This window comes from Vibrio satsumensis (assembly GCF_050337435.1).
Lineage (GTDB): Bacteria > Pseudomonadota > Gammaproteobacteria > Enterobacterales > Vibrionaceae > Vibrio > Vibrio satsumensis.
Window position 1 is genome coordinate 227,504 of record NZ_JAKJSX010000003.1, and the last position, 22,919, is coordinate 250,422.

Consider the following 22,919-nt stretch of genomic DNA (forward strand, 5'->3'; position numbering starts at 1 on the left):
TTTTAGTTATAGCTCTAGCGTTCGCCTTGAACTTCGAAGTCATCACTTATTAAACGAGCGCAGCCATCCGCTTCCAGTGCCCAGTGCTCACGATGTACAACACCAAACGCCTTGTTCATTGTCCAGCTAGCGGTAAGAATGTAGCCGCCTTCTGGGTGCTCTTCCCACTTAACATCGGTGTAATCAACGTCTTTGAAGCCTTGGTCGATGATATTTTGCCAAAACGCTTGAATCGCTTCACGACCTTCAAAGGTACCAAATGGGCGAGCTTCCATCACACACGACTCCGAGTACTGATCCGCACAACCTTTTGCATCTTGGCTGTTGAATGCTTTCTGCCATGCGTTAATGCCTTGCTTACATGCTTCTAATACTTGGTTGTTTAACATTGCTTTTCTCCATAGCAGTCTTTTTTCAAACACTGTGTCTTTGATTTGAGTGTCTCGATAAGTTGGATTGAGTTTAGTCTTGGAAATTAATTTGAAAAACAGAGATAATAGAAAATACTGTATGTAAAAAGAGAACAATAAAATGAGTAAGCTAAAGCAGATGTCGATTTTCGCTCACATCGTAGAGCAGGGTTCAGTATCAGCTGCGGCTGAAAAGCTTGAGTTATCTAAGTCCGTCGTCAGTCAGCACCTCAAAATTCTGGAGCAAGAGTTAGGGGCTTCACTTCTCAAGCGCACAACACGAAGACAAACCCTGACCAGTATGGGTGAGCGTTTCTATTTAAGTTGCAAAGACATTAACGTGATTGCAGACTCGGCTTGGGATATGGCCAAAGCTGAGTTAGAAGAGCCACAAGGTCGAATTCGAATTACGGCTCCGAATGCGTTGATGGATCTATTGGTTGCGCCTGTTATTGCAGAGCTGATGAAGCAATACCCAAAGCTAAAACCAGAACTGATCAGTGATGACCAGCATCTAGACTTCATGGAACATGATATTGATCTCGCGGTACGAGTGGGCAGTTCACGTGATAGCAACCTAAAGCAGAAGAGGTTAGGTGAGTTTAAAGACGTGCTGTGTGGCGTCGAAGGTATGCGAGTTCGTGAACTTGAATCCATCCCTTACATCGCAAATTCTTGGCAGGGGAAACAGGTGACTCATCACTTTAGTTCTCAAAATGAACAAGACTTTGTCTACCAACAGCAAGCCAGCTGTACCACCAACTCTTTTCACAGTTGCCTTGCCTTGATCAAGTCGGGCGTTGGCATCGGTGTGATTCCAGATTTCTACCTTCATCAGCTATCCGATGAGGTGGTCGACATTATGCCTAGTTTTCAATTACCCACTAACACGGTTTATGCGTTGAATCCGTTTACTTCAAATACGCCAATCGCTATCCAATTGTGTGTTCAAGCGTTAGAAGAGAAGCTCAAGCAGAACTTAGCATAGCTATTAATACCCGGTGTTTAACCATATTTACTAACAAAAGAAATAACATGTTTATTGCTCAGTAATTCAATCTTGTCGATAGTCAGTACGCAGTAGCGGTAGTTTTTGTTTTTGAAGTTGATGTTCGACTTTTCTTCTGTTGGTTCTGAAAACTTCCATATTTCAAATCCGATGTTCTTCATAAGTTCCAATGCACTTGGGTTCTTGATGATCATGGAATACTTTTTAATCTTAGTATTTCTTGCAAGAAGCTTCATATCGGAAATTAGATTCGCAATAGATTGTTCGCGCTTCTCAGAGTGACCGCTAACCACAATATAATTTAAGTTATGATTAGAATCTAAAGAGCAGGCTTGCTTAATATGCAGATGCTTATTTTGGTATTGCTCGAATACCTCTTCGTTGAAGAAAAAACCTAGGCTATGACTAACAATATCGCCATTAACATTGACCAGTTTTCTGCCATGCGCCTTTTTTTCACTGTAATAGAGAAACAGATCGATAGTATCGAGGGCTGAAGGATCCACCTTTGTATATTGTGAAATCAGCTTTATTCTATCTATTACTGCTTTGTCATTCTGATCTGTCATCAATGGCATGATCTTACAGTTACAGCCTTCTTCAATATCCCCTTTAGTGATAGATGATATTCGGCTTTGAAATGAAAAAAACCGTTCACTCAGGAAATCTTCAAGTAGTGCAGTGTCTTCGTTCTCTTCGGAATCAAAGGACTTCAACGTTGTATACAAGTCTAGACCAAGGCAGTCCAATAGCTTTAGGGCTTTGTAGTTACTTGGCTTTACTTTGCTATTTTCCCATCGATTTATCGTTACGACATCTACAGAGCTGAATTCATCATCTAAGTGATTAATGTATGCCGCAAAATCCTTTTGCGTTAACTTCAATTTCTTGCGCGCTTCGCGAAGTAATTTCGGAAATTTCATCATGGTAGAGTATTCATCTTTGATTAGTGACATTACGTTCCGATTCGTCAGATAGTCTATTTTATCAATCGTTAATATACAGTAGCTATAATGTTTATCTTTGAATGTGATATTACATTTTTTAGCAGAAGGTTCTGAAAATTTAAATACTTCAAACCCTAGGCCCTTCAAGAGTTTCATCATGTTGGGATCTTTTACTAAAACAGAATATTTTTTAATATTTTTGTTCTGAGAAAGTAAGTGTATATCTGAAACTATATGCTCAATAACATGATCTTTTGTCTCTGAGTGTGAGCTTATATTAAAATAATTTATGCTTTTGCTTGAATTTAAAGAGCAGGCCATTCTGAGATCTAGCTCTTGAGTTTTTAATATCTCAAATTGATGGTCTTCAAAGAAAAAGCCTACGTTGTGACTCACAATGTCACCATCTGTATTGATGAGCTTGTGACCGTGTGCTTTTTTCTCACGGTAATAGAGATATAAATCAATTTGGTCCAGTGGCGAAATGTCGACTTTTGTGAATTTAGAAAGTAGTTTGATTCTGTCGATAACGCTAGTGTCACACGGCTCTGACATTAAAGGCTGTGACTTAAAATTTCGTTGGCCTTGTTTTTTATTGAGGCCTGCTAGAGCTGAAATTCGACTTTGAAATGAGCCATGGGATTCGTTAAAAAACGTTTCGATTAGTGTATCTTTTTGTTCGGACTTGAAGCTCTTTATTGTCTCAAACAAATCTCCGCCAAGATACTGTAAGATCTTGAGTACTTTGTATGTACTTGGCTTTACCTTATTGTTTTCCCAACGATTTATCGTTACGACGTCAACCGCATTAAATTCATCGTCCAGCTGATTTAAGTAGGTTGCAAACTCTCTTTGCGTAAATAGAAGTTCCTTTCTGAAGTTACGTAACAACTGTGAAAACTCACTCATTAAAACATTAACCTTCTGATAATTAACTCAATGTCTCGATTCTAATTTAGACATCAGACTCTCTATTTAACATCTTCGGTAATTTGTTTTTTACGGATGTTAATTGTTTGGGTTGATTGATCGGTATGTTGCGCATGTCCCTAAAAAGGCGAAATGCCAAATTAGTGACGTCAAATCTATGGCATTTAGCCTGGAGACTTGTCAATCTACTGTGAAGTGCGCGTTAATGTTCAGATACAACCTTGCCTTTTTCTTATCTATTTTATTGATCCCATTCTCCGCCCAAGCTGACACTACAGGGCTAAAAATGGATCTGTCCGTAGATAGTGCATCTTATGACAATGGACAAGAGGTGGTTTACACGCTTGTTTTAACGAATGGGTCAGACAAAGCCATTAGTGACTTTGACGTTAAAGATGAGCTACTCAATATTCTGACGACAGATGACCAAGGCAAGAGCGTTAACGCGTTTACTCAGGCTACGATCCAAGCGCATTCGACGGTGCTTTCATCTGCGGGTACGTTTAATCGTTTTGGCAACCTAGAAGCAACTGACGTGCGTGTTGTCGCTGGTGGTTCGGTGACCTACACAATGTCTGCAATGGTTTCTGATGAGGCTGCGGGAACGATTGATAACTTCGCGACGGCGAGTTCTGGGCTATTGGATTCGGTGGACTCAAATACAGAATCCATTCAGCGTGGTGTGTACCAACATGATGTTGCTGTTTCGGTCGATAAGATGAGCTATCAACTCAATAACAAACTCACCTATAAGATTAAGGTCTCGAACACTGGCGATACGTTTATTCAGACGCTCGACATTCAAGATGTCCTTTCAGACATAAAGGCACTCAATATTGAAGGGGCTTTGCAACAAGCCTTTACTGACAACGTTAACTCAGTCAGCAAGGTTGAAGGCAGCAAGAGCGAACCAGGCACCTTCGCCGAATCAGGGGACTTATCAGTAAGTGATGCGTCGATTGATATAGGCGGGTCTGTGACTTACGAAATTCAAGCGACCGTTGCCGACAATTTAGTCGGCGACATTGTTAATGACAACATAACCGCTGAAACACGCGATGACTTGGTCACAGTTGATGAGGTTGTCACTCCACCCACTGAGCCTAGTATCACCCTGACACATACTTTGAACCAATCGGATAACTACCTAGTCGATGATGAGTTTTCCTATACGGTCACGGTTGCCAACCAAGCAAACTCGGGTATTGCTTACCATTATTCGGTTCAGCAGTTTCTCGCTGATCTTGAAACCGATTTAGGTAATGATGTCAGCAATAACAAGAATGCTGACGATACAATGGGCAACCCATATGAGTCTTGGACCAATCAGGTTATTACTATTGGTTCTAACAGCATTTCTGAACTGAACGATACTGGGATTGAATCCAATAAGTCGTTAAACGACACAATTTCTATTTATCCTGGCGAACAAGTCCTGTATTCGGTGGAGGTTGATGTAAGCCCAGTCTCAATTGGCGTCATTCCTCAAGTTATCGCACGGGTAGTGGATGCAGAAGGCACAGCAGGTTCTACTGATGTGTTAACGGCCCCTCTAGATACACAACAAGTATTGAACTCTTCATCAAGCCAAATTACCCGTAATAAGAGCACAACAGATACTACGTATGTACCGGGGATATCCGGTGATAACGAAGTGGTCTATGACATTGTTATTTCAAACAAGGACGCTGAATTTTTCGCGAACGATGTTGAAGTTGTCGATAAATTTGCTTGTATCGTTACACAGCAAGCTGATGGTAGCACTGGTTCTGCGTTTTCTGAATGGAAATTAGAAGTCGCTGATAGAAGTGGTGATGGCTCTAATTACGGTTCATTTAACTATGGATCTTGGACTAAAAACGACATCGATTTAAAAGTCGACCTCGCGCCAGAGGGCTTTGTTCATTACAAGTTGACCGCAAAAGTGGCTGATACTAGTGTAGGTCAGATTGTTGATGATGGTTCAGATGTAGGCTTGTGCTTGGGAGATAACTTAGGTGAGTCGGGCTCTGGTGTACAAATGCCAAACTCGAAATTAAAAGTCCAAAAGGAAGTGGATTCTCGTTACTACTCAGCTGGCGGTACCCTGAACTACGATATCACGGTAGAGAATAACGGTGACGGCTACGCGATTGATGTGCCGGTTTACGATGATTTAGTCTCTGTCATGACTCAGTCTATTAATGATACGCCGACTAAAGCGTATTTGAGCTGGGTGATTACTGCGAAATCTTATGCTTCTGACGGCTCTATCTCGACAAACAGTGATCCTGGCTTTACTGGCCAAATTGAAGGTGATCAAAATAATAAAGTGATCTTAGACGAGAAGGCTAAGTTAGCCCCACACGATAAGATCGTTTATAGCATTGCCGCGATCGTAAACCCAATTGCTGATGATGAGATTCGAAATGAAGTGACGGTAGACAGCGTGCTCTATTCCGATAGAGGTGCTTATCCCCGTGATTATTACCTCACTCTGGACAAGCGTGTAGATGGGCACAATGAACAAAATGCCTATACCGACACGACGACCGAAATTACCTATACGATCAGTATTTCCAACCCAGAAGGGAACGGTTTCGCATCGAATATCAATGTTAAAGATGAAATCAGTACGATAGAGGCTGAGTTACTTCATGAGTCGGGAGAAACTAAGCCGGTGTTTTCATCATGGACCATCAGTGCTGAAAGAGAAGCGGTGTCTCCTTGGGTGCTAGCGGTAACCGACCCCGGTGACTTTTCGGATAATAATGACCTTAATGCAACGGCACAAATTCCTCCCGGAGCTTCTATCACCTACACCATTGTTGGACAGCTGGATCGCAGTGATGACAATGAGATTCTTTGGGGAGCGTTCAACAATACTGCAACAGTGACGGGACCAGAAACCAATCTATCTGATACGGTTCGTACTTACCCAAATGAACCAAACCTTGTTGTTGCTAAGACTGCTCGACATACAGACTTTGTGGTCGGAGAGCGTGCTACGTTCGATATTTATATCTATAACCGCGGCATCGGCTACGCAAATGATGCAACGGTACAGGACAGTATTTCAGCACTTATGTTCTTTGATAGTTGGACGATTGTCGGTTCGACCAATACAGATAAACCGGGTTCTCGTTACGGTGACATTGCTAACGACACTGACATCGATACCGACGTTGATATCACTCCCGGAGGGTGGGTTCACTATGAGGTGAGCGGTATTGTTAATGCCGATTATCCACATGATCAAGTATCCAACCGTGTAGATGTCTATGATCCGATTACAGACAGAGATCATAGTTCTTCCGCGCAAATTGATAACGCAGATAGCCTTTTTGATATCAATGTTTCACTTACAAAGACGACGGATGTAGTTCGCTATATGCCTGGTGAATATGTTGAATATACTATTTTGGTCAAGAACAATGATGAAGAAAACTTCGCTGAAGTTGAGCTTAGAGACGAACTAACGAAGGTCTTCACAACACTTGCCAATGATAAAGATGCGTATGTTGAGGACGTAGAAAACCAGCCTGCATTCGAGCATTGGTTGATAGATACTGGGAGTGGCTATGGAAGTCAATCTACCCATGATGTAAGAATTCCGCTGTCACTCGCTCCCGGTGAATTGAAGACAATAAAGATTAATGCCCTTGTTAAAGAGAATGCGGTGTCAAATGGGGTTGATGCGGATGAGTTAAATGTTATTCGTAATGAAGCGTTACTCCTCGATAGTAGAGATTCTGGGTGTACGACAGATTGCGAATATTTTAAACGCGCTGTGGCTGAAAACCATCAGGTACACAATAACGGTGGCGTTGTTCGTACAACCAATATTAACCGTTACTCTCCGGGTGATGAGTTGACTTATACCATCAAGTACAACTCTCAAGGCGGGCGCGGTTATCGCAACAATGTTGATGTCAATGAACTGATTAATGAGATATCAGTGGAGTTACAGGATGACAGTTCAGGCAATCCATTTTTCGATGATTCAGTAGGCTTAAACAAGTTTACGGTTGCGGTTGCTAAGAGTGATCCTGCGAACTCAGGAACAACAGATGGTACCAAAGACGGTGATGTTGCGAACGACACTGACATCGTAACCTCGATTGATATCGATGCTGGCGAAGACGTGACTTACACAGTTACAGGTACAGTAAGACCGGATGCGGTCGGTGATATTCATTATCGAGATACCGTCGTTATTCCCGATGACTATCATCTAGATTTTGATAAAACGACCGATGAAGTGGTGTACGAGCCAGCTCAAACCGTGACCTATCACTTGGTGATTGAGAATGATGGCAAAGGTAACGCTCACGATATTCCAATCGTCGATAACCTCGAAGATATCACGGTCAGCTTAGTGGACGGTAATACAGGACCCGCGTATTCAGATTGGACCATTACATCGATCGCGACCGGAACCGATTCTGAGTATGTGGATGCGGGCGCAGGTGCTGGCAATGTTTACACATCAACCAACAGTAACCTAGATGTTGAAGCCGATATCCCGATGGGCGCTAAGCTTGAGTACCAAGTTGTAGCGACCATTAATGACAAAGCCAATGGAGACGTGGTTAACGTTTTAACCGTCGATGGTGACACCATTTCTCATGATATTCAGCAAGAAGCGCGTAAAGTCGATTTTGAGAAAAACATTCTCGCTTACTACGACACGAATGGTAACGAACTGGTTGGCGCAACCAATTATATGCCAGGGGGGTACGTTGAATATGAAATCCTAATTGAGAACATCGCAAGCGCCCACGTTGATGATATGAGCTTGCGTGATGACATCGACCAAATTAACACTCAATACTTTGATGGAACGCGTGGCCCTGCATTTGATAGCTGGACGATTGAAACATTCACTGATAGCTCAGGTATTTCCAACCCAGATGTTGATAACTCAATCCAAGACAATAAGCCGATTGATACTCACTTCGATATTTCGGCAGACAACTTTGGCCGAGCTGCATCGGCAGCGTTTGTCCGCTATGTCATAAAAGCCAAGATCAGTCCGAAAGCGGTTGGTTCTTTTATCAACAAAGCTTTCATCGATGAAGACAATGGTAATGAACTGATCGCGGTATCACCACCATCAACGATGGCGGATCCTGAAGTCACGTTCTCTAAAAAAGCGTTTTATGACGCTGGGTTCTCTTCGCAAAAAACTGAATATTCCCAAGCTTCTGGCGAGAGTGAGGTTTACTACCGCGTTGAGATTAAGAATACGGGTGATGGTATTGAATATGGTTCTCGCCTAGAAGATGTGATTTCGGAAATTCAAACTCGTATTGCAGAAGACAGCACCACTTCAGCTGGAGATCCTGTTGGTCAACCGTTCTTAGCTGGCTGGGAAGTTAGCCTAGATAAAACCGCTGCGACAGGCTCTATTACTGACGCGATTGATTTTGTACCGGGCAATAACATAAATATTGATAACGAAATTGTTATCGCGCCTCAAGAAGGCCTAATGTTCACTATTCATGCTCAAATTCGTGAAGATGCATTGGGTGACATTCAAAATAAAGCGACTTACGACGGTAGTGTTCAAAGTGCGAATTTATTGCCGCTTGAAAATAATACCAATGTCGAAAAACGAGTGGTGTCGATCAACGGCAACCCGTTCAGTGATGGTGATACCTATCTTCCGGGTGACGAAGTTGAGTATGAATTTGTTGTGACTAACCAAGAAAACGGTTGGGCGAACGATGTTCAGATCAAAGACACAATAACGGATATTGAAGTCGAGGTTATTGGGAATAATAAGAGAATGCCAGCTTTTGTTTCCAGTGATGTTTCTCATGAGATTAGCAATGGTATTGATGCCAATATTGATACCTATGTACCAAGCTACAACACAAGTGGCAACCTTGATATTGAAACCGATATTGCCGCGAGAGAAGTGCTGACGTTTAACTTAACGGGTATTGTTCGCGACGATGCTTTAGGCACTATTGATGCCAACCGAGTGACAGCAGGAAGTGACTCAGCGACGTCGCAAGAGATTCCTCCTAAAGATGCCGAGCTCGATTACTTCAAAACCTTGGTGTATACCGATGGTGAATCGGCAGGGTGTTCTGTTCCTTCAGACGATGGTAGCGGTTGTACTTATGCACCACGTGGTGATGTTGAGTATCAAGTTACGTTAGAGAATATCGGAGACAGTATCGCCGGTAATGTACCTGTTATTGACGCTATTCACGCAATCAAAACCGAAGATGGTGACGATGCGTTCTCTGGCTGGACAACGGCTATTGCGGTCGAACCTGTTGGTACCTATGACGTGCAAGGTAGTTACAGCGGCAGCGTACCATTGGATGCAACTGTCGACCTTCGCCCTGGTGAGCGTATCGTTTTTGATGTGAGAGGTACGGTCTCGGCATCAGCGACAGGCACAATCACCAACACGGCACAAGTGAATAACGGCAACACCAACGACATCATACTTGATCCGGGTCGCTCGAATATCCTGATAGATAAATGGACAGATACGCCTGAGTACGTGCCGGGCGGAATGGTTAATTACTACATCGATATAACCAATAACGATGTGGACACTGGCTTGTTCTCGATTCGTGACATCATTAGCAGCTTTGAAGTTGAAATTGTCGATGGCTCAATGAAAACCGCACTCACGGAGTGGACGGTTGATTATGATGTGCTTTATAACTCCGCGCCATCAGATCCTAACGCTAATGATTTCTCTGAGCTCGACAAGCTAGTAGGTCAAAATAGCCCAGACATCGATTTACCTGTTGAATCGATCAAGATGGCTGGGCGTGACGATGCAGGTACGGGGGGGGGCGATAAGTACACAGTTGTCCGTATTCACGTTCAAGGAAAGGTTCGTGATGACGCGATTGGACGTTTTACCAATACGGTTTATCTACGACATGGTTTGGACGATTCGAAGATCGCTCGCTTACGTGAAGGCTTTATCACTCCGAAACCGGGTCAATTGGTGCTCACCAAAGAAACGACGCCAATTGCAGAACCCGATGCCAAATACCAACCAGGTCAACCAATCTCATACAAGATCACTGTGGCTAACACGGGTGAAGGTTACCTTGTCGATCAAGTCCTAACCGATCGTATCGACACCATCATGACAGAGGTGGCTAACAGCCCAGATCAAGAACAAGCGTTGACAGGTAATTGGGTCATTAGCGACGAACAGCTTGATGGCAGTGGCGATCCAGTCCTGAACGCTCGCAAAGATGTGGTTAATAACACGCAGGGTTATAGTGCGACTTACAGCATTCACCCGGGTGACAGTTATTCATTTGTCGTGACAAACACTGTTAATGATAAAGCCAAAGGCGAGATCACTAACGTAGTTAAAGTTGATAGCGACGACGGTGAGCACTCTGCAGACGCGACCTACATTCCAGAAGATGCGCAAGTTGAGATCACTAAAGACGTCGATAAAGCAGAGTACCTTCCGGGAGAGTCGCTTCAGTACACAGTAACCGTCAAGAATAATGGCTTAGGTTGGGCTGAAGATGTGGCTATTGAAGATGCGCTTAAGTCGGTTGAAACCACGATTGCAGGCGGTGCGACTGAGCAAGCTTTTGACCCTGCTTCAATCCAAATATCTGCGGTATCGACTACGGGTGAAACCCCAGTACCGGATGCAACCAGTGGTAAAGATCTTAATGAGACGCTCGATATTGCGCCTCAAGACAGCATTGTTTTCACGATTCAAGTGACGACTAATCCGTTGGCGACAGGTGATATTACTAACATCGCATCAGCGACCTTTGACGGCACAACATTTGATGGAAGTGCTACCAGTTCACCAGTGTTGGCGACGGTTTCGGTCAAGAAGACGGTTGATACGCCATCGTATGAAGTAACCAAGCTGATTAACTACGACATCACCGTAATCAATAGCTCTGATGCGTTTGCATCTGGTGTGCAACTTCAAGACATCATCAGTGACATTCAAGTCGACACGACGGCTGATAAACAAGAGTCGGCATTCCTACTATGGGAAGTGAGCTTTGACGCCTCGGATGATCGCTCCGTTGTAACTCCAAAGACGTTCGACTTGAGTGAAGACATCGATGTGAGTATGGATGTTGCGCCACAGAGCACAGTGACTTTCCATGTTAAGGCGTTAATTCGCACGACAGCGATTGGTGATATCAGCAATACGGCAACCATCACTTACAACGCTGCCCCACAAGACTCTACCGTTACGATCACACCGAAAGAATCTGAGTTTGTTGCGACCAAAACCAATGACCAAACCGAGTATGAGCCGGGTGGTGAGCTGGAGTTCCTGATCACCATAGAAAACACCTCGAACAACTACATCAGTGACTTAAGTGTTGTTGATGACATGGAATCTATTGAGGTGTCGTATTACGACGGTTCGACGGGTCCTGCTTTTGTGGCTGGTTCCACCTCTTTGGTGGTCGATTCAACCACAATAGGCACTACCACCGAGCAAGTTAGCCCGACGGAATACAACATAGATATCGCGCCACACGGCATAGTTGTGTTCCGCTCAAAAGGCACCGTAGTCGATATCGCGACTGGACACATTATTAATACCGCGCAAGTAGACGGCGGTGATGTGGTCAGCCCTCCAGTTCACACTGTGGCGGCTGTGGTTCAAGCCGAGCTGTTTACCGATGCTCCGTATTACGTTCCGGGTGAGCAAGTTGAGTATCACTTAGTGGTGCAAAACATTGGCCGTGGTATAGCCAAAGATGTCGCGCTTTATACTCAGTTTTCTGAATCCATGGGTGACCATATTGATGGTTCACACAGCCATGCCTTTGATGATTGGACACTAACTGCATCATCAGAAGGAGCTGAAACCCAACCGGGTACTTTTGATAACGATAAAGATATCTTCACGTTGGTCGACATCGCGCCTGGCGGCAAGATTGACTACACGTTCACATTGACGGTCAATGAAGACATGCTGACTAACATCGATGTGCTTGGTTACTACCTTGATTTAACCGGCAGCCCAACGATGCGTGCTCGATCGAAAGGCATGTTGGCATCAGAAACCTCGATGCAGGCAGTAGCAGACCAAGTATCAGCTCTGGATCTACCGCCAGTGGGTGCTGATCTGGTTGTTGAAAAGCGTTCTGATAAACCTGAATACACCGAAGATGATGATAGTGTGACTTACTATTTAGCCGTAACTAATAACGGCTTGGGTAATGCTGCGAACGTTCGCCTAACCGATGAAATCAGCGAACTGCAAAACAGCGCTGGCAACGAAGTGTTTACCGATTGGACCATTGAAGGGGTCGAAGTTGATGAAACGGGCGCAGTGATTCAACGTCATAGCTTCCCATCAAGCACAGACCTAGACACCACCGTTAATCTTAAGTCTCAAAAGCGAAATGCCTTCGCGTTTGAAGTTGTGGGTACATTGGGTAAAGGTTTGGATGACGACATCACCAATACCTTCACCGCGACGGAATCGGACGGTACCGAAACCAGTGATAGCGTCACCAATCACATAAAAAAAATTCCGGATAATTCTGGTGTCCTCGAGTTGACGAAATCTGCGTTGCAAGATACCGCGCAAGTCGGTGACGCGGTTGAATACGAGATTATCGTAGAGAACAACAATGAATCTTACTTTAAGAACGTGACTGTAGAGGACCGTTACCCAAGTGGTCTGAAATATATCGTGGACACGTCAGAAATCGTGTTGAGCGGTACTGATGGTGAGTTTGGTACACAAGACGATCAAGTGATCTCTCAAGAGCCGTCAGACACCGGCAAGCTTATGTTCACGTCGCTGAACTTTGATCCGGGCGAGAAGCTGCGTATTCGTTACTTATTGCGAGTATCGGTAGGAGCAACGTTTGGTGATTACATCAACACCGCAGTAGCGAAAGTGGATGGAGCGATAGTTTCCAATGAAGACACCGCCAAAGTGACCGTAGAACCGGACAAGGTGTTCGATACCTCATCGATAATCGGCAAAGTCTTTGAAGATCACAACAAAGATGGATTCCAAGCAGATGCAACGGCATTTAATGTTGAGCTAACAGCCAGTTTGCCTACTCAGGATTACATTGCTAGTTCTACAATCGTTCTCCGAGATGGTAAGGAGATTGCAGTTAGAGATAAAGATTTAATTGGCACAGCAACCTCGGCGCTTGAGAAGGGCTTGGCCCTTGGTGATCTTTGGGGTCACTCAGTCAACCGAACGCTGCCAGAAACCAGCAAAGTGGTGATTCAATTCAAGACTCGCACACAACAGAGCTTTGATTTCTATGTCACGACCGATGCGGGCTCCCGTATCGAGTTTGATGCACAAGGTCAGATTCAATTTAAGCATGAATCGGACAAGAAAAAGGGACTGAGCGCGGAAAATCTCAACGTAACCAGAAACCTATATCGTGATGGCGAGGATTACCTGTGGGAAATCGTTATCGAAAATAAAGGTATTTACGAAGATGGTGTTCCGGGCGTTAAGTTGATGACGGTTGATGGAATCGTTATTTACACAGACCAGTACGGTCGTTACCACGTTCCCGACCAATGGGTACTCAATAAGAAAGGTAAGAACTTCCTCGTGAAGTTGGACACTGATTCGTTATCCACCTCCATGGAAGTGGTGAGCGAGAACCCGAAAGTGTTGCGAATTACCCCGAACAAGCTCACCAAGTTCAACTTTAGCGTGCATCGCAAAGACCAAGAAAGTGAACAGCAGTAGGCCATTGGAACCGTATCTGGAAATTGTATGAAAGTATTTAGTAAGTCCCGTGTAGCTACGTGTGTGTTGGCGGCGATCCCGGCAATGGCAATGGCCAAAGACACAGGTAAGCTTGAAAAGCTCGGTTCTGAGACAACGGGCATTGAAATCACTAAGCCGAACCAAGACCAGGACAGCTCGCGTATATACCTAGAGCAAGGTGCTATTTGGGCAAGCCGCGACATCACTCGCTTTGATCCCGTATTAGATGTTAGCGTCAGCGATGAGTTAGAAGTGGAACAAGGCACACTGCGTGACAGCGTCGGTTTCACCATCACCACCAACTATGGTTACTACATCAAAAAATACCAATTGGAAGTGTACCGTGTGGGTGACTTTGGTTTGTCTGAGCCAATCGCTGTGCTTGATGGCGATAAACTGGCAAACGATTCTGACATCAATTGGGATGGTCAAACTGATATTGACTACCAGTTTGAAGTCGGTGAGCAGCTGATGTTCCGCCTAAAAGCGTGGGACAAAGATGGCAACATGGATGTGACCACGGTTGGTGTGACAGATCTGGTGAAGCCTGACTCTGAAGTCGATATCGATCGCAACGATAACGACGATGAAGAGAGCAAAGACAAGAGCTATGGCCAAGCTAAGTTGATGCGTCACAACATTCCGACCAATGCGGGCTTAGCAAAGTTCATTGGTACCGGTTTGAAAGGCGTTGATAAAGTCATCATCGGTGAAGACGAATTTGACGTTGAAGACGGCAACTTATACGCAGAACAATACTTACCTACAGACTCCTACATTTTCCCAACCAAGGTTGTGTTTGATAACGGTGATGAACGTCGTTACAAGCTGTACGTTCGTATTCCAGATACGTACTACGCACAAACGGGTTTGGCTGATCTTTATGTTGGTAAGAACAATGTGTCTGGTAATAACAGTGCGCTGAGCGTCGATGACCAGTACCAAGATGACATCTATAACCAAGGCCGTTTAGCGTACTTTGGTCAGGGTAAATTTGGCGACAAACTTCGCGTGACCACTCACTTCGACACTCGAGAAAGTGAAATCAAAGACATGTTTAAACATCCGTTCGCATCAGACGATTCGGATGTGTTCGATATTCTCGAAGACGACGATGAGCTGTATTACGGTAACTATGGTGATAGCTCAAACATCGAAAAAGTGGTTAACACCAAGGGCAAGGTTTACCTCAATGTTGAATACGATAAGTCTCAATACTTGTGGGGTAACTACAACACGGGTTTAACAGGCACCGAGAACAACGATTACAACCGTAGCCTCTATGGTTTCAAAGCTGATTACCGTACTCGCGATACCACACAATATGGTGAAGACCGATTGAATATAGTTGGTTTTACGGCAGAAGCTGACTCTTTATATGCACATGATGAGTTCTTAGGTACAGGTGGTTCTCTGTATTTCCTTCGTCACGGTGAAGCGGTACCGGGGAGCGACAAGGTTTATGTAAAAGTAAAAGATGAATCTGGTCTAGTACAAAATGAAATTCCACTGGAGCCGGGTGTTGACTATGACTTCGACCCGTACCAAGGCCGCATCATTCTGACTAAACCACTCGACAATATCTTGTCTGACAGTTTCGGTAGCGTGATTGAAAACGGCGACGACTACGAAAACTTTCTGGTCGTTGATTATGAGTATGTCCCACAAGGTTCAGACTCGCTGGATGCGATGTCTTACGGTGGACGAGCCAAAGGTTGGATCAATGATTACGTTGGTGTGGGTGTCACTTACGCAACGCAAGAGAAAGATAACCAAGATTACGAGTCTTACGGTACTGACCTAACGTTGCGTGCGACGGAAGGTACTTACATTAAAGCCGAGTTTGCCCACAGTGAAGGTACTCAAACTGAGTCAAATTTCGTCTCTACTGACGGTGGTTTAACTTTTACGCCGATTGGCGACACGCTAGAAGACCGCGAAGGTGACAGCATTCAAATCACCGCAGTGACCAGCCTTTATGACCTTGCTCCAACCATTTTTGGTGCCGTTGGTAATGATTTGAAACTTTGGTATCGAGACAAAGATGCAGGATACAGCTACGCGAGCAGCAGCGATGATTTAGAACAAGAAGCCTACGGTGCTGAGCTTCGTTTGCAAGCCACCGATCGTTTGGCGGTTCTGTCTCGTTTCTCGACCAATGAAGAGCGCGATGTTGATGGTAATCTAGAAACAGATACAGAAACGATTGAGATCGAAACTCAAGTCAAAATCACTCAGCACATCAAGGTTTCAGCGGCCGGGCAACAAACCGAAGAGCTAAACCAAAACGACGAGCACAGCGATGCGACCTTAGCGGGTGTGCGTTTGGAATACATGTGGGACAGCGACAATAGCGTTTACGTCAAAGGGCAAAAGACCGTCGACCAGTCAGATGACTATGACGAAAACGACAGCGCGTCGATTGGTGCGGAATTTCAAGTGTTGGAAGACTTGTCTCTTGGCGGCGAATATACCGACGGCGATCGAGGCCAAGTCGCTGAAGCGACGGTGACTTACGATGTATCCGATGATCATTCAACGTACCTTACTTATGTTGATGATAACTACGAAGGCCAAAATAACGTGATTGTCGGGCAACGTGCGGACCTCACCAGCAGTGTCGATTTCTACCAAGAGAACCAATTCGTTGATGAAAACGATGGCCACGGTCGAATCGATTCTTATGGCTTTGGTTACGACGTGACGGAAGATGTCGAGATGGGCATCGGTTATCAGCTTGGTGAAATTGAAGATGACGAAAACATCACCACAGAGCGAGAGTCCATCAGCTTCAATGCATCGATTGACCTGGACGACATCACCTTAAGTCACAAATTCGAATACCGAGTGGATAAGAGTGAAGACGACCCAGAGATAGCACAACGTGAGCTGCAACAAATCGTGACGACCAACCGTTATACGCATCACTTAACGGAAGAATACACGCTGTTTGGTAAGTACAACTACTCAATCACAGAGAGTGAAACCACTGGCGAAACCATGGCGCAATTTACCGAGGCGACGGGTGGGCTAGCGTATCGTCCGATCTACAACGATCGACTCAACTTACTGAGCCGTTACACCTATATTGCAGACTTCGATAAACTGGATCGCGATGTGGATTATCAAGACGAAATCAGCCAGATCATTGAAGTTGAAGCGCTCTACTCAATCGACCAGCACTGGGATGTCGGCACGAAGTATGCGCATAAAGATAAAGAGCAGGCCTTCGAGCGTGCTTCTGGTGCGAATGAGATGGTGAAAAGCGACATTGATTTATACGGACTTAGTGCTTCTTACCGAGTGATGAAAGAGTGGGATGTAACGGGTGAATATCACTGGAAAACTGACACACTCAATGATGAGTTAGAGCACGGCGCGTTAGTTTCGGTGAATAAGCACATTGGCGAGAACTTCAAAATGGGGATTGGTTATAACTTCTCTGCGTTTGATAGCGATCTAACCAATGATGACGACTACGACGCATCCGGTGTGTTTATTAACTTAGTCGGTAAGATCTAAGCCTGCTCAAAAGTGGGTTGAAAGTTAAGAGTTGAGAATTCGAAGTGACAGTTAAGAGTAAGATGAAAACAATTATTTTCCTAATAAGCGCAGTGATGAGTACTTTGTTGCTTTCCGGCTGTGCAACCGACACGTACGTGAGTCAGGAGAACCGAGACAAGTTTGCTGGCATAGACGTATCTAAGTTTTTAATTAGCGAGTGTTTGGCGCCAGAGCGTGAGGTGCATATCGCTATCGCAGAGCATTTTGCTTTTGATAAGTACAAGCTACGCGACCTCGACAAGATCAACTTGGATACCTTTGTTAAAGAGATCAGAGGCCTCAAAGGGCGCATCACGATTGTCGGCCATACTGATTACAAAGGTTCTCTGGAATATAACGAACGCCTTTCACAGCGACGCGCTAAGTCAGTGGCTGACTACCTTCAGACGCATTTGGATCCTAAGAATTACGATTGGGAAGTGAAACACCTCGGTGAAACGCAGCCTCTGTTGTTGGGTAAAACCGATAAAGACCGAGCGGAAAATCGCCGTGCATTTATTGTGTTTGAAGAGGCGCAGAAATACGAAGAGATGCCTTTCTGTGAGCCACCAAAACCCGAACGTAAGGTGTATATGGCGATCACACCGCACTTTGATTTTGATAAGTCAGTGCTAAAACCAGAGGACTTAACTCAGTTAGATGACTTTGCATCTCAATTGAGTGGCTTACAAGGCAACATCATGGTGGCAGGGCATACTGACCAAGCCGGTTCGGTCTCTTACAACGAGAAGTTAGCGGAACGCCGAGCAGAAAGCGTGGTGAAATACCTCAAAACCAAACTCGACCCTAAGCAGTTCATTTGGGAAGTAAAATCGTTCGGTAAATTGCAGCCAGCAATCAATGAACGTTCAGATAAAGCGGATGCGTTGAACCGTCGAGCGTTTATCGTGTTTAAAGAGTCTGATATTAACGCGGAACAGCAAGCTCTTGTTGGCAGCGAGCAGGCGCTTTCTGGAAATGAACAGGAAGTAATGAGCATCGAGAGCGAGCAGGAAACTTCGACTGATAATCAATAGTTAGCATTGGATTTAAATACAAAAAGGCCCCATGCATTGGGGCTTTTTGTTGCCTGCTCTATGGACTAACTAGGGTAAAACATCTATTGAGACGGTAAGTTTTGCTTTAACTCCAGAAGCATTCGATAAGCACTTTCTCCAGACATCTCATATGGATTGAATTGGTTCGATGTCGAAAACTGTAAGTTCACCAATTCAGTTAGGCTCGACTGAGGAATATCACCCATAGACCAATCACCAAACTGCCTACAATCGATCTCTTTGAAATATAAAATCATGACGTTTTTGTGTCGCTTGTCATTCAAAATATGATTGTAAGTATGGTTCACTGCGGTTCTCGAACCTTCAATGCATTGCAGGAAATACTTATCATTGTGGCTTAGAAGGCCTGTTAAATGGCTTTGCTTATTGCGGTCGTGTGAAATCTGAAGAATGTCGTTCAAAGCCTGAGAGTCGCAACTTTCACAGAGCGTACTGACATAAATTAACCGAGTTAGGAGCATAGGCATCACTTCGATTTTTGTTCAAAGGGTACTAACAAATATAAGCCAAGCTCATAGAATTGCTAATTATTGATCTAATTGTCACTCGGTGGCTGTTGGAAGAGAAGAGGAAGGAGATGAAGTAGAAAAAGTCAGGTCGCAAGATACGCTAAAATGACTCGAATGTTGGCCATTCAATTATTTTAGCGACCTACTTGTTAGCTCGTTAGTTGTTTAGAATTGAAATCGATTCGACGTTAGAAGAGGAATCAAATCGAACGTTGACCAACACACTTTCACGTTCGAAAGTCACATCATCAAAGTCAGTAGCTGCTATCTTAAATCCATTCCTTGCGAACAGACTCGTCACCGTTGTTCGTTGTTTCTGTTCCATTGCGCATGTCAGTAGTTCGTTCATCGTGATCTCCATTAGGTAACCGTGTGCATAGTGTAAGCGTACAGACTCTACATTATGAGATCAATTGCTTAATTCATAAGCCGCGTTAATGCCTCTGGATGAATGATTTGATCATTCAAATAGCTAATGGACGAGAAAGCCTGTCATTACAGTGGTTATGATTACGGCGGTGTTCTGTGACAAGGCTTCAACAACTTTTACGATAGTTATTTCTTACCCAAATTGGATTGAAATAAGTGGTTACAAAACGGCTAGGCATTACTTAATTTTTTGCTTTGCTTCTTTCTCGTAATCAATGGAGAGAACTACTTAGAACTTATCGTTCGAGGTGAAATCTAAGCTTCACGACCGGTAGTATCTATCGGGGTTGTCAATGTTAGGTGGGTATTGTTATAAGTGTTATTAATTGCATAAGCTTGATTTTAACATTCCTTTGATTTATAAATTCTCTGCGCATCAATAACTTCATGATTATATTAGTTTTTACTAACCTTTAAATAACATGGAGAAAGGCGATGAATAAGAACCAAACACGCAACGGGTTAGCGAATTTAATGCGATTTCGTAAACCATATAAGGCAACAGACTTCCTTGTCAGTTCTAATGAACTACGAGTTAAGAAAGATGTTTATAGCTTGCGTAAAATTAAACAGTTAGAAATTCGTCAATTGGGCTTCAAAGAAAACGCTATCAATATCGTTTCACTGGCTTTAGTACTCTCCGCTGCGACTTGGGCGTTTGTTCCTCAGTTTGGACTGCCTATGCTTGCGCTGACTTTTATTTTGGCTTTTGTCTCATGGCGAAAATACGAGTTGCGTGCAGAGTTCAAAGGGGCAGACGAAACCGGTGATCACTGGGTATCTGTAGCTCGTGGTTGTACTCGCGAAGAGTTCAAAATTTTGAAAAACGTCGAATTGACGTTACGAGACCAAGTTTCTTAGTAAGCAGAGTGTCGTAATAAGTTAGGTTCAATAATAAACAAGGCTCGTCACTCGTTGGCGAGCTTTTTATTTTCTGAAAAACATAGATAGAGCAGGTTACTTTTGTACGCCAACGACGATGTTGGTAATGGTGATCTTTATGAATCTTAAGTCACGGTACTTATAGTGGTCTTTAGGACTTTGAACTTAGGGAGAGGGTGGCGGTGAATACGCGAGTAAATAAGAGTTTTTTAACGAGACTTATCCGGCTAGTTGGTTACGCTTTGATTATGGTGTTGAGCTTTAGCCGATTTTCCAATGCTCAAACCATAGAGTTTCCTACTTGTGCACAGAGCGAGGCTTTGAATACAGAGATCCACCTTTATGTTGATGAATCTGTGTTAGCCGAATATTCCAAAGAATTTATAGCCTCTAAAATAGCGACATGGGAAAGCTATTCGAATTTGGTGTTGAAAAACTCATGCATTCCTATGACGAGAAAAGTAACCAAGGTGACTTATAGCTCGGTAATCGATAGCCTCTGGTTTCAAGATTTGAGCGCAGCAGAGAGGCTACTCAAATTATCGATGGAAGAGCCAATTAAAGAAATCACAGAAGACGGTCATCCTGTTTTTTCAGGGGTTGTGTTTTCTAATTATCATTCTGCGTTCGAGTCTCGATATTGTGGTACCTCATCTCCAGTATCCTATTTTTTCTCTTTAGCGATAAACTGCCCAGACTCGACAATGGAACATGAAGTTGGTCATTTGAGTGGTGCTAACCATGACTATAAAACGGTGTTAAAAGATTACGCGACTATTGAACATTTTATCGCTGACAGGTACCCGAAAGCGCCCGCATATTCATTCGGTGCTACATGTGCAGAGAGAGGCACTGTAATGTCTTACGAGCGTGATATTATTCCTGCCTACTCTAGTCCTGAAATTAGAGTGAACGGACAGCAATGTGGAGATAACGCGCATCACAATAATGCGAGAGTGCTTAGAGAGTTCGCAAATACTCATTTAAAGCTAATAGACTCCAACAAAAATTAGTCGAGCTAATGCCGAGAATAATCAAATAGTACGATGGCGTTTGAAAACAGGATAAGGAAAGTGAATGGACATAACGATAAGACCAGCAATGCCGAGCGAATTGGCTACCATTTATGCTTTGGTTATCTCAAACGATGAGTGGACTAAGTTTAATGGCCCTTATTTTTCGTATTCTCATCCGTCATTAGAAAGTTTTGAAGCGCATTCGTTCAAACGACTGATCGAGGGCGATGATCTACAGCTGGTGGTTGTCGACGGTGTACCTGTTGGAACCGTGAGTTGCTACTGGGAGTGTGAAGAGACACGTTGGCTCGAAGCTGGCGTGGTCATTTATAACTCTGATTATTGGGGGAAGGGGATCGCAGCATTGGCACTTCCGCTTTGGGTTACTTACTTATTCGGAAACAAACAGATTGAGCGTGTTGGGCTAACTACTTGGTCAGGTAACCCGCGCATGATGTCTCTTGCTTTGAAGCTAGGTTTCCAGCAAGAGGCGAAGCTGAGAAAGGTGCGATATTACCAAGGCGAGTATTATGACTCGGTGAAGTATGGGGTGCTGCGTAGCGAGTGGATGGAGAGAGGATAGCGACAAATATCTGTTTTCCTGCTTGACGGTTCCCTATCGATTCAGTGGTAACACCCTGATCTAAAAAGTGAGAGTGAGCGTACTTCTACTCAGATTTTAAAGGATGAGTAGACAATGAAATTATCTAAAGAGAGTGAATCAAGAATTATTGAAATGGCGTGGGAAGACCGAACGCCATTTGAGGCAATTGAACACCAATTTGGTTTAAATGAATCACAGGTGATTCGTTTTATGCGTAGCCATATGAAGCCGGGTAGCTTCAAATTGTGGCGCGCTCGCGTCGCAGGTCGTGCGACAAAACATGTAAAACTTCGTAGCTCTGAAGTGTCGAGAGGTTATTGTCCAACTCAGTACAAGCATCGTTAAAAGAGGGGATGCCAAGTCAGTATCCCAAATCAATACTCAGATATGGGGAATGAAAGAAATGAAGGTAATGAAACAATTTTGTGCTCTACTTTTAGTGCTGCTTAGCTTCGGCATCAGTCATGTTCAAGCGAATGATACGCGACTTAAGCAAGCTTACGAAAATCACCACAGCGACGTTCAGGTGCGCGGTTCGGGTACGGTGTATCGAGTACTGCCAGATGATAATAAAGGTTCTCGGCATCAGAAATTCATTTTACGACTTGATAGCGGACAAACATTGTTAGTCGCACATAATATTGACTTAGCTCCTCGTGTTCAGGATCTGGCAAAGGGCGATCGAGTTGAATTTTATGGTGAATATGAATGGAACAAGAAAGGTGGCGTAATGCACTGGACGCACAAAGATCCTCGCAATCATCATGCTCATGGTTGGTTAAAGCATAATGGGAAAGTATACGAGTAAGTGACAACTCGTTTTGTTTTAACGTGAAAAAGGAGT

13 protein-coding genes are annotated in these 22,919 nt (G+C 44.0%); 9 read left to right on the forward strand and 4 right to left on the reverse strand.

All coding sequences use genetic code 11. The annotated features are described in order from the left end of the window. Positions 1–14: 14 nt before the first annotated feature. Complete coding sequence (locus L4C44_RS01225) at positions 15–389, reverse strand: YybH family protein (RefSeq protein WP_146491895.1); 375 nt, start codon at positions 387–389, stop codon at positions 15–17. A gap of 142 nt (positions 390–531) precedes the next feature. On the opposite strand from L4C44_RS01225, the gene L4C44_RS01230 reads away from it, so the two are divergent. Next, positions 532–1,398, forward strand: a complete 867-nt coding sequence (locus L4C44_RS01230) for a LysR family transcriptional regulator (RefSeq protein WP_327783984.1) — start codon at positions 532–534, stop codon at positions 1,396–1,398. A gap of 17 nt (positions 1,399–1,415) precedes the next feature. Here L4C44_RS01230 and L4C44_RS01235 read toward each other — a convergent pair whose 3' ends face one another. After that, entirely contained in the window at positions 1,416–3,275 is a 1,860-nt protein-coding gene (locus tag L4C44_RS01235) for a helix-turn-helix domain-containing protein (RefSeq protein WP_428804195.1), read from the reverse strand. A 307-nt stretch (positions 3,276–3,582) separates the two neighbouring features. On the opposite strand from L4C44_RS01235, the gene L4C44_RS01240 reads away from it, so the two are divergent. The 3 genes from L4C44_RS01240 (at position 3,583) to L4C44_RS01250 (ending at position 18,593) form a co-directional block, all read left to right on the forward strand. After that, the gene (locus tag L4C44_RS01240; protein WP_428804345.1) at positions 3,583–13,992 is read left to right on the forward strand and encodes a hypothetical protein; all 10,410 of its coding nucleotides are present in this window, start codon (positions 3,583–3,585) and stop codon (positions 13,990–13,992) included. 27 nt (positions 13,993–14,019) lie between these two features. Further along, the gene (locus L4C44_RS01245; RefSeq protein WP_428804196.1) at positions 14,020–17,535 is read left to right on the forward strand and encodes a hypothetical protein; all 3,516 of its coding nucleotides are present in this window, start codon (positions 14,020–14,022) and stop codon (positions 17,533–17,535) included. Between the two features lie 62 nt (positions 17,536–17,597). Beyond that, positions 17,598–18,593, forward strand: a complete 996-nt coding sequence (locus L4C44_RS01250) for an OmpA family protein (RefSeq protein WP_428804197.1) — start codon at positions 17,598–17,600, stop codon at positions 18,591–18,593. 83 nt (positions 18,594–18,676) lie between these two features. Here L4C44_RS01250 and L4C44_RS01255 read toward each other — a convergent pair whose 3' ends face one another. Both L4C44_RS01255 and L4C44_RS01260 read right to left on the reverse strand, forming a co-directional pair. Continuing rightward, the gene (locus L4C44_RS01255; protein ID WP_146491900.1) at positions 18,677–19,096 is read right to left on the reverse strand and encodes a BLUF domain-containing protein; all 420 of its coding nucleotides are present in this window, start codon (positions 19,094–19,096) and stop codon (positions 18,677–18,679) included. Positions 19,097–19,301: 205 nt separating this feature from the next. Next, on the reverse strand, positions 19,302–19,493 hold the full coding sequence (locus L4C44_RS01260) for a hypothetical protein (RefSeq protein WP_428804198.1): 192 nt from the start codon (positions 19,491–19,493) through the stop codon (positions 19,302–19,304). A 515-nt stretch (positions 19,494–20,008) separates the two neighbouring features. On the opposite strand from L4C44_RS01260, the gene L4C44_RS01265 reads away from it, so the two are divergent. The 5 genes from L4C44_RS01265 to L4C44_RS01285 all read left to right on the forward strand — a co-directional run bounded on the left by L4C44_RS01265 (position 20,009) and on the right by L4C44_RS01285 (position 22,883). After that, positions 20,009–20,434 (forward strand): hypothetical protein, encoded by a 426-nt coding sequence (locus tag L4C44_RS01265; protein ID WP_048658365.1) that lies wholly within the window; start codon positions 20,009–20,011, stop codon positions 20,432–20,434. A gap of 203 nt (positions 20,435–20,637) precedes the next feature. Beyond that, complete coding sequence (locus tag L4C44_RS01270; protein WP_123305309.1) at positions 20,638–21,468, forward strand: hypothetical protein; 831 nt, start codon at positions 20,638–20,640, stop codon at positions 21,466–21,468. 64 nt (positions 21,469–21,532) lie between these two features. Continuing rightward, the gene (locus tag L4C44_RS01275; protein WP_146491902.1) at positions 21,533–22,054 is read left to right on the forward strand and encodes a GNAT family N-acetyltransferase; all 522 of its coding nucleotides are present in this window, start codon (positions 21,533–21,535) and stop codon (positions 22,052–22,054) included. 114 nt (positions 22,055–22,168) lie between these two features. Continuing rightward, the gene (locus L4C44_RS01280; RefSeq protein WP_048658368.1) at positions 22,169–22,420 is read left to right on the forward strand and encodes a TIGR03643 family protein; all 252 of its coding nucleotides are present in this window, start codon (positions 22,169–22,171) and stop codon (positions 22,418–22,420) included. A 67-nt stretch (positions 22,421–22,487) separates the two neighbouring features. After that, on the forward strand, positions 22,488–22,883 hold the full coding sequence (locus L4C44_RS01285) for a DUF3465 domain-containing protein (RefSeq protein ID WP_146491903.1): 396 nt from the start codon (positions 22,488–22,490) through the stop codon (positions 22,881–22,883). Positions 22,884–22,919 lie beyond the last annotated feature (36 nt).

What these genes read in the sequence shown, in the direction of transcription:
- L4C44_RS01225 (WP_146491895.1), bottom strand. Translation starts at nt 389, where the DNA reads ATGTTAAACAACCAAGTATTAGAAGCATGTAAGCAAGGCATTAACGCA.
- L4C44_RS01230 (WP_327783984.1), top strand. Translation starts at nt 532, where the DNA reads ATGAGTAAGCTAAAGCAGATGTCGATTTTCGCTCACATCGTAGAGCAG.
- L4C44_RS01235 (WP_428804195.1), bottom strand. Translation starts at nt 3,275, where the DNA reads ATGAGTGAGTTTTCACAGTTGTTACGTAACTTCAGAAAGGAACTTCTA.
- L4C44_RS01240 (WP_428804345.1), top strand. Translation starts at nt 3,583, where the DNA reads ATGGATCTGTCCGTAGATAGTGCATCTTATGACAATGGACAAGAGGTG.
- L4C44_RS01245 (WP_428804196.1), top strand. Translation starts at nt 14,020, where the DNA reads ATGAAAGTATTTAGTAAGTCCCGTGTAGCTACGTGTGTGTTGGCGGCG.
- L4C44_RS01250 (WP_428804197.1), top strand. Translation starts at nt 17,598, where the DNA reads ATGAAAACAATTATTTTCCTAATAAGCGCAGTGATGAGTACTTTGTTG.
- L4C44_RS01255 (WP_146491900.1), bottom strand. Translation starts at nt 19,096, where the DNA reads ATGCTCCTAACTCGGTTAATTTATGTCAGTACGCTCTGTGAAAGTTGC.
- L4C44_RS01260 (WP_428804198.1), bottom strand. Translation starts at nt 19,493, where the DNA reads ATGAACGAACTACTGACATGCGCAATGGAACAGAAACAACGAACAACG.
- L4C44_RS01265 (WP_048658365.1), top strand. Translation starts at nt 20,009, where the DNA reads ATGAATAAGAACCAAACACGCAACGGGTTAGCGAATTTAATGCGATTT.
- L4C44_RS01275 (WP_146491902.1), top strand. Translation starts at nt 21,533, where the DNA reads ATGGACATAACGATAAGACCAGCAATGCCGAGCGAATTGGCTACCATT.
- L4C44_RS01280 (WP_048658368.1), top strand. Translation starts at nt 22,169, where the DNA reads ATGAAATTATCTAAAGAGAGTGAATCAAGAATTATTGAAATGGCGTGG.
- L4C44_RS01285 (WP_146491903.1), top strand. Translation starts at nt 22,488, where the DNA reads ATGAAACAATTTTGTGCTCTACTTTTAGTGCTGCTTAGCTTCGGCATC.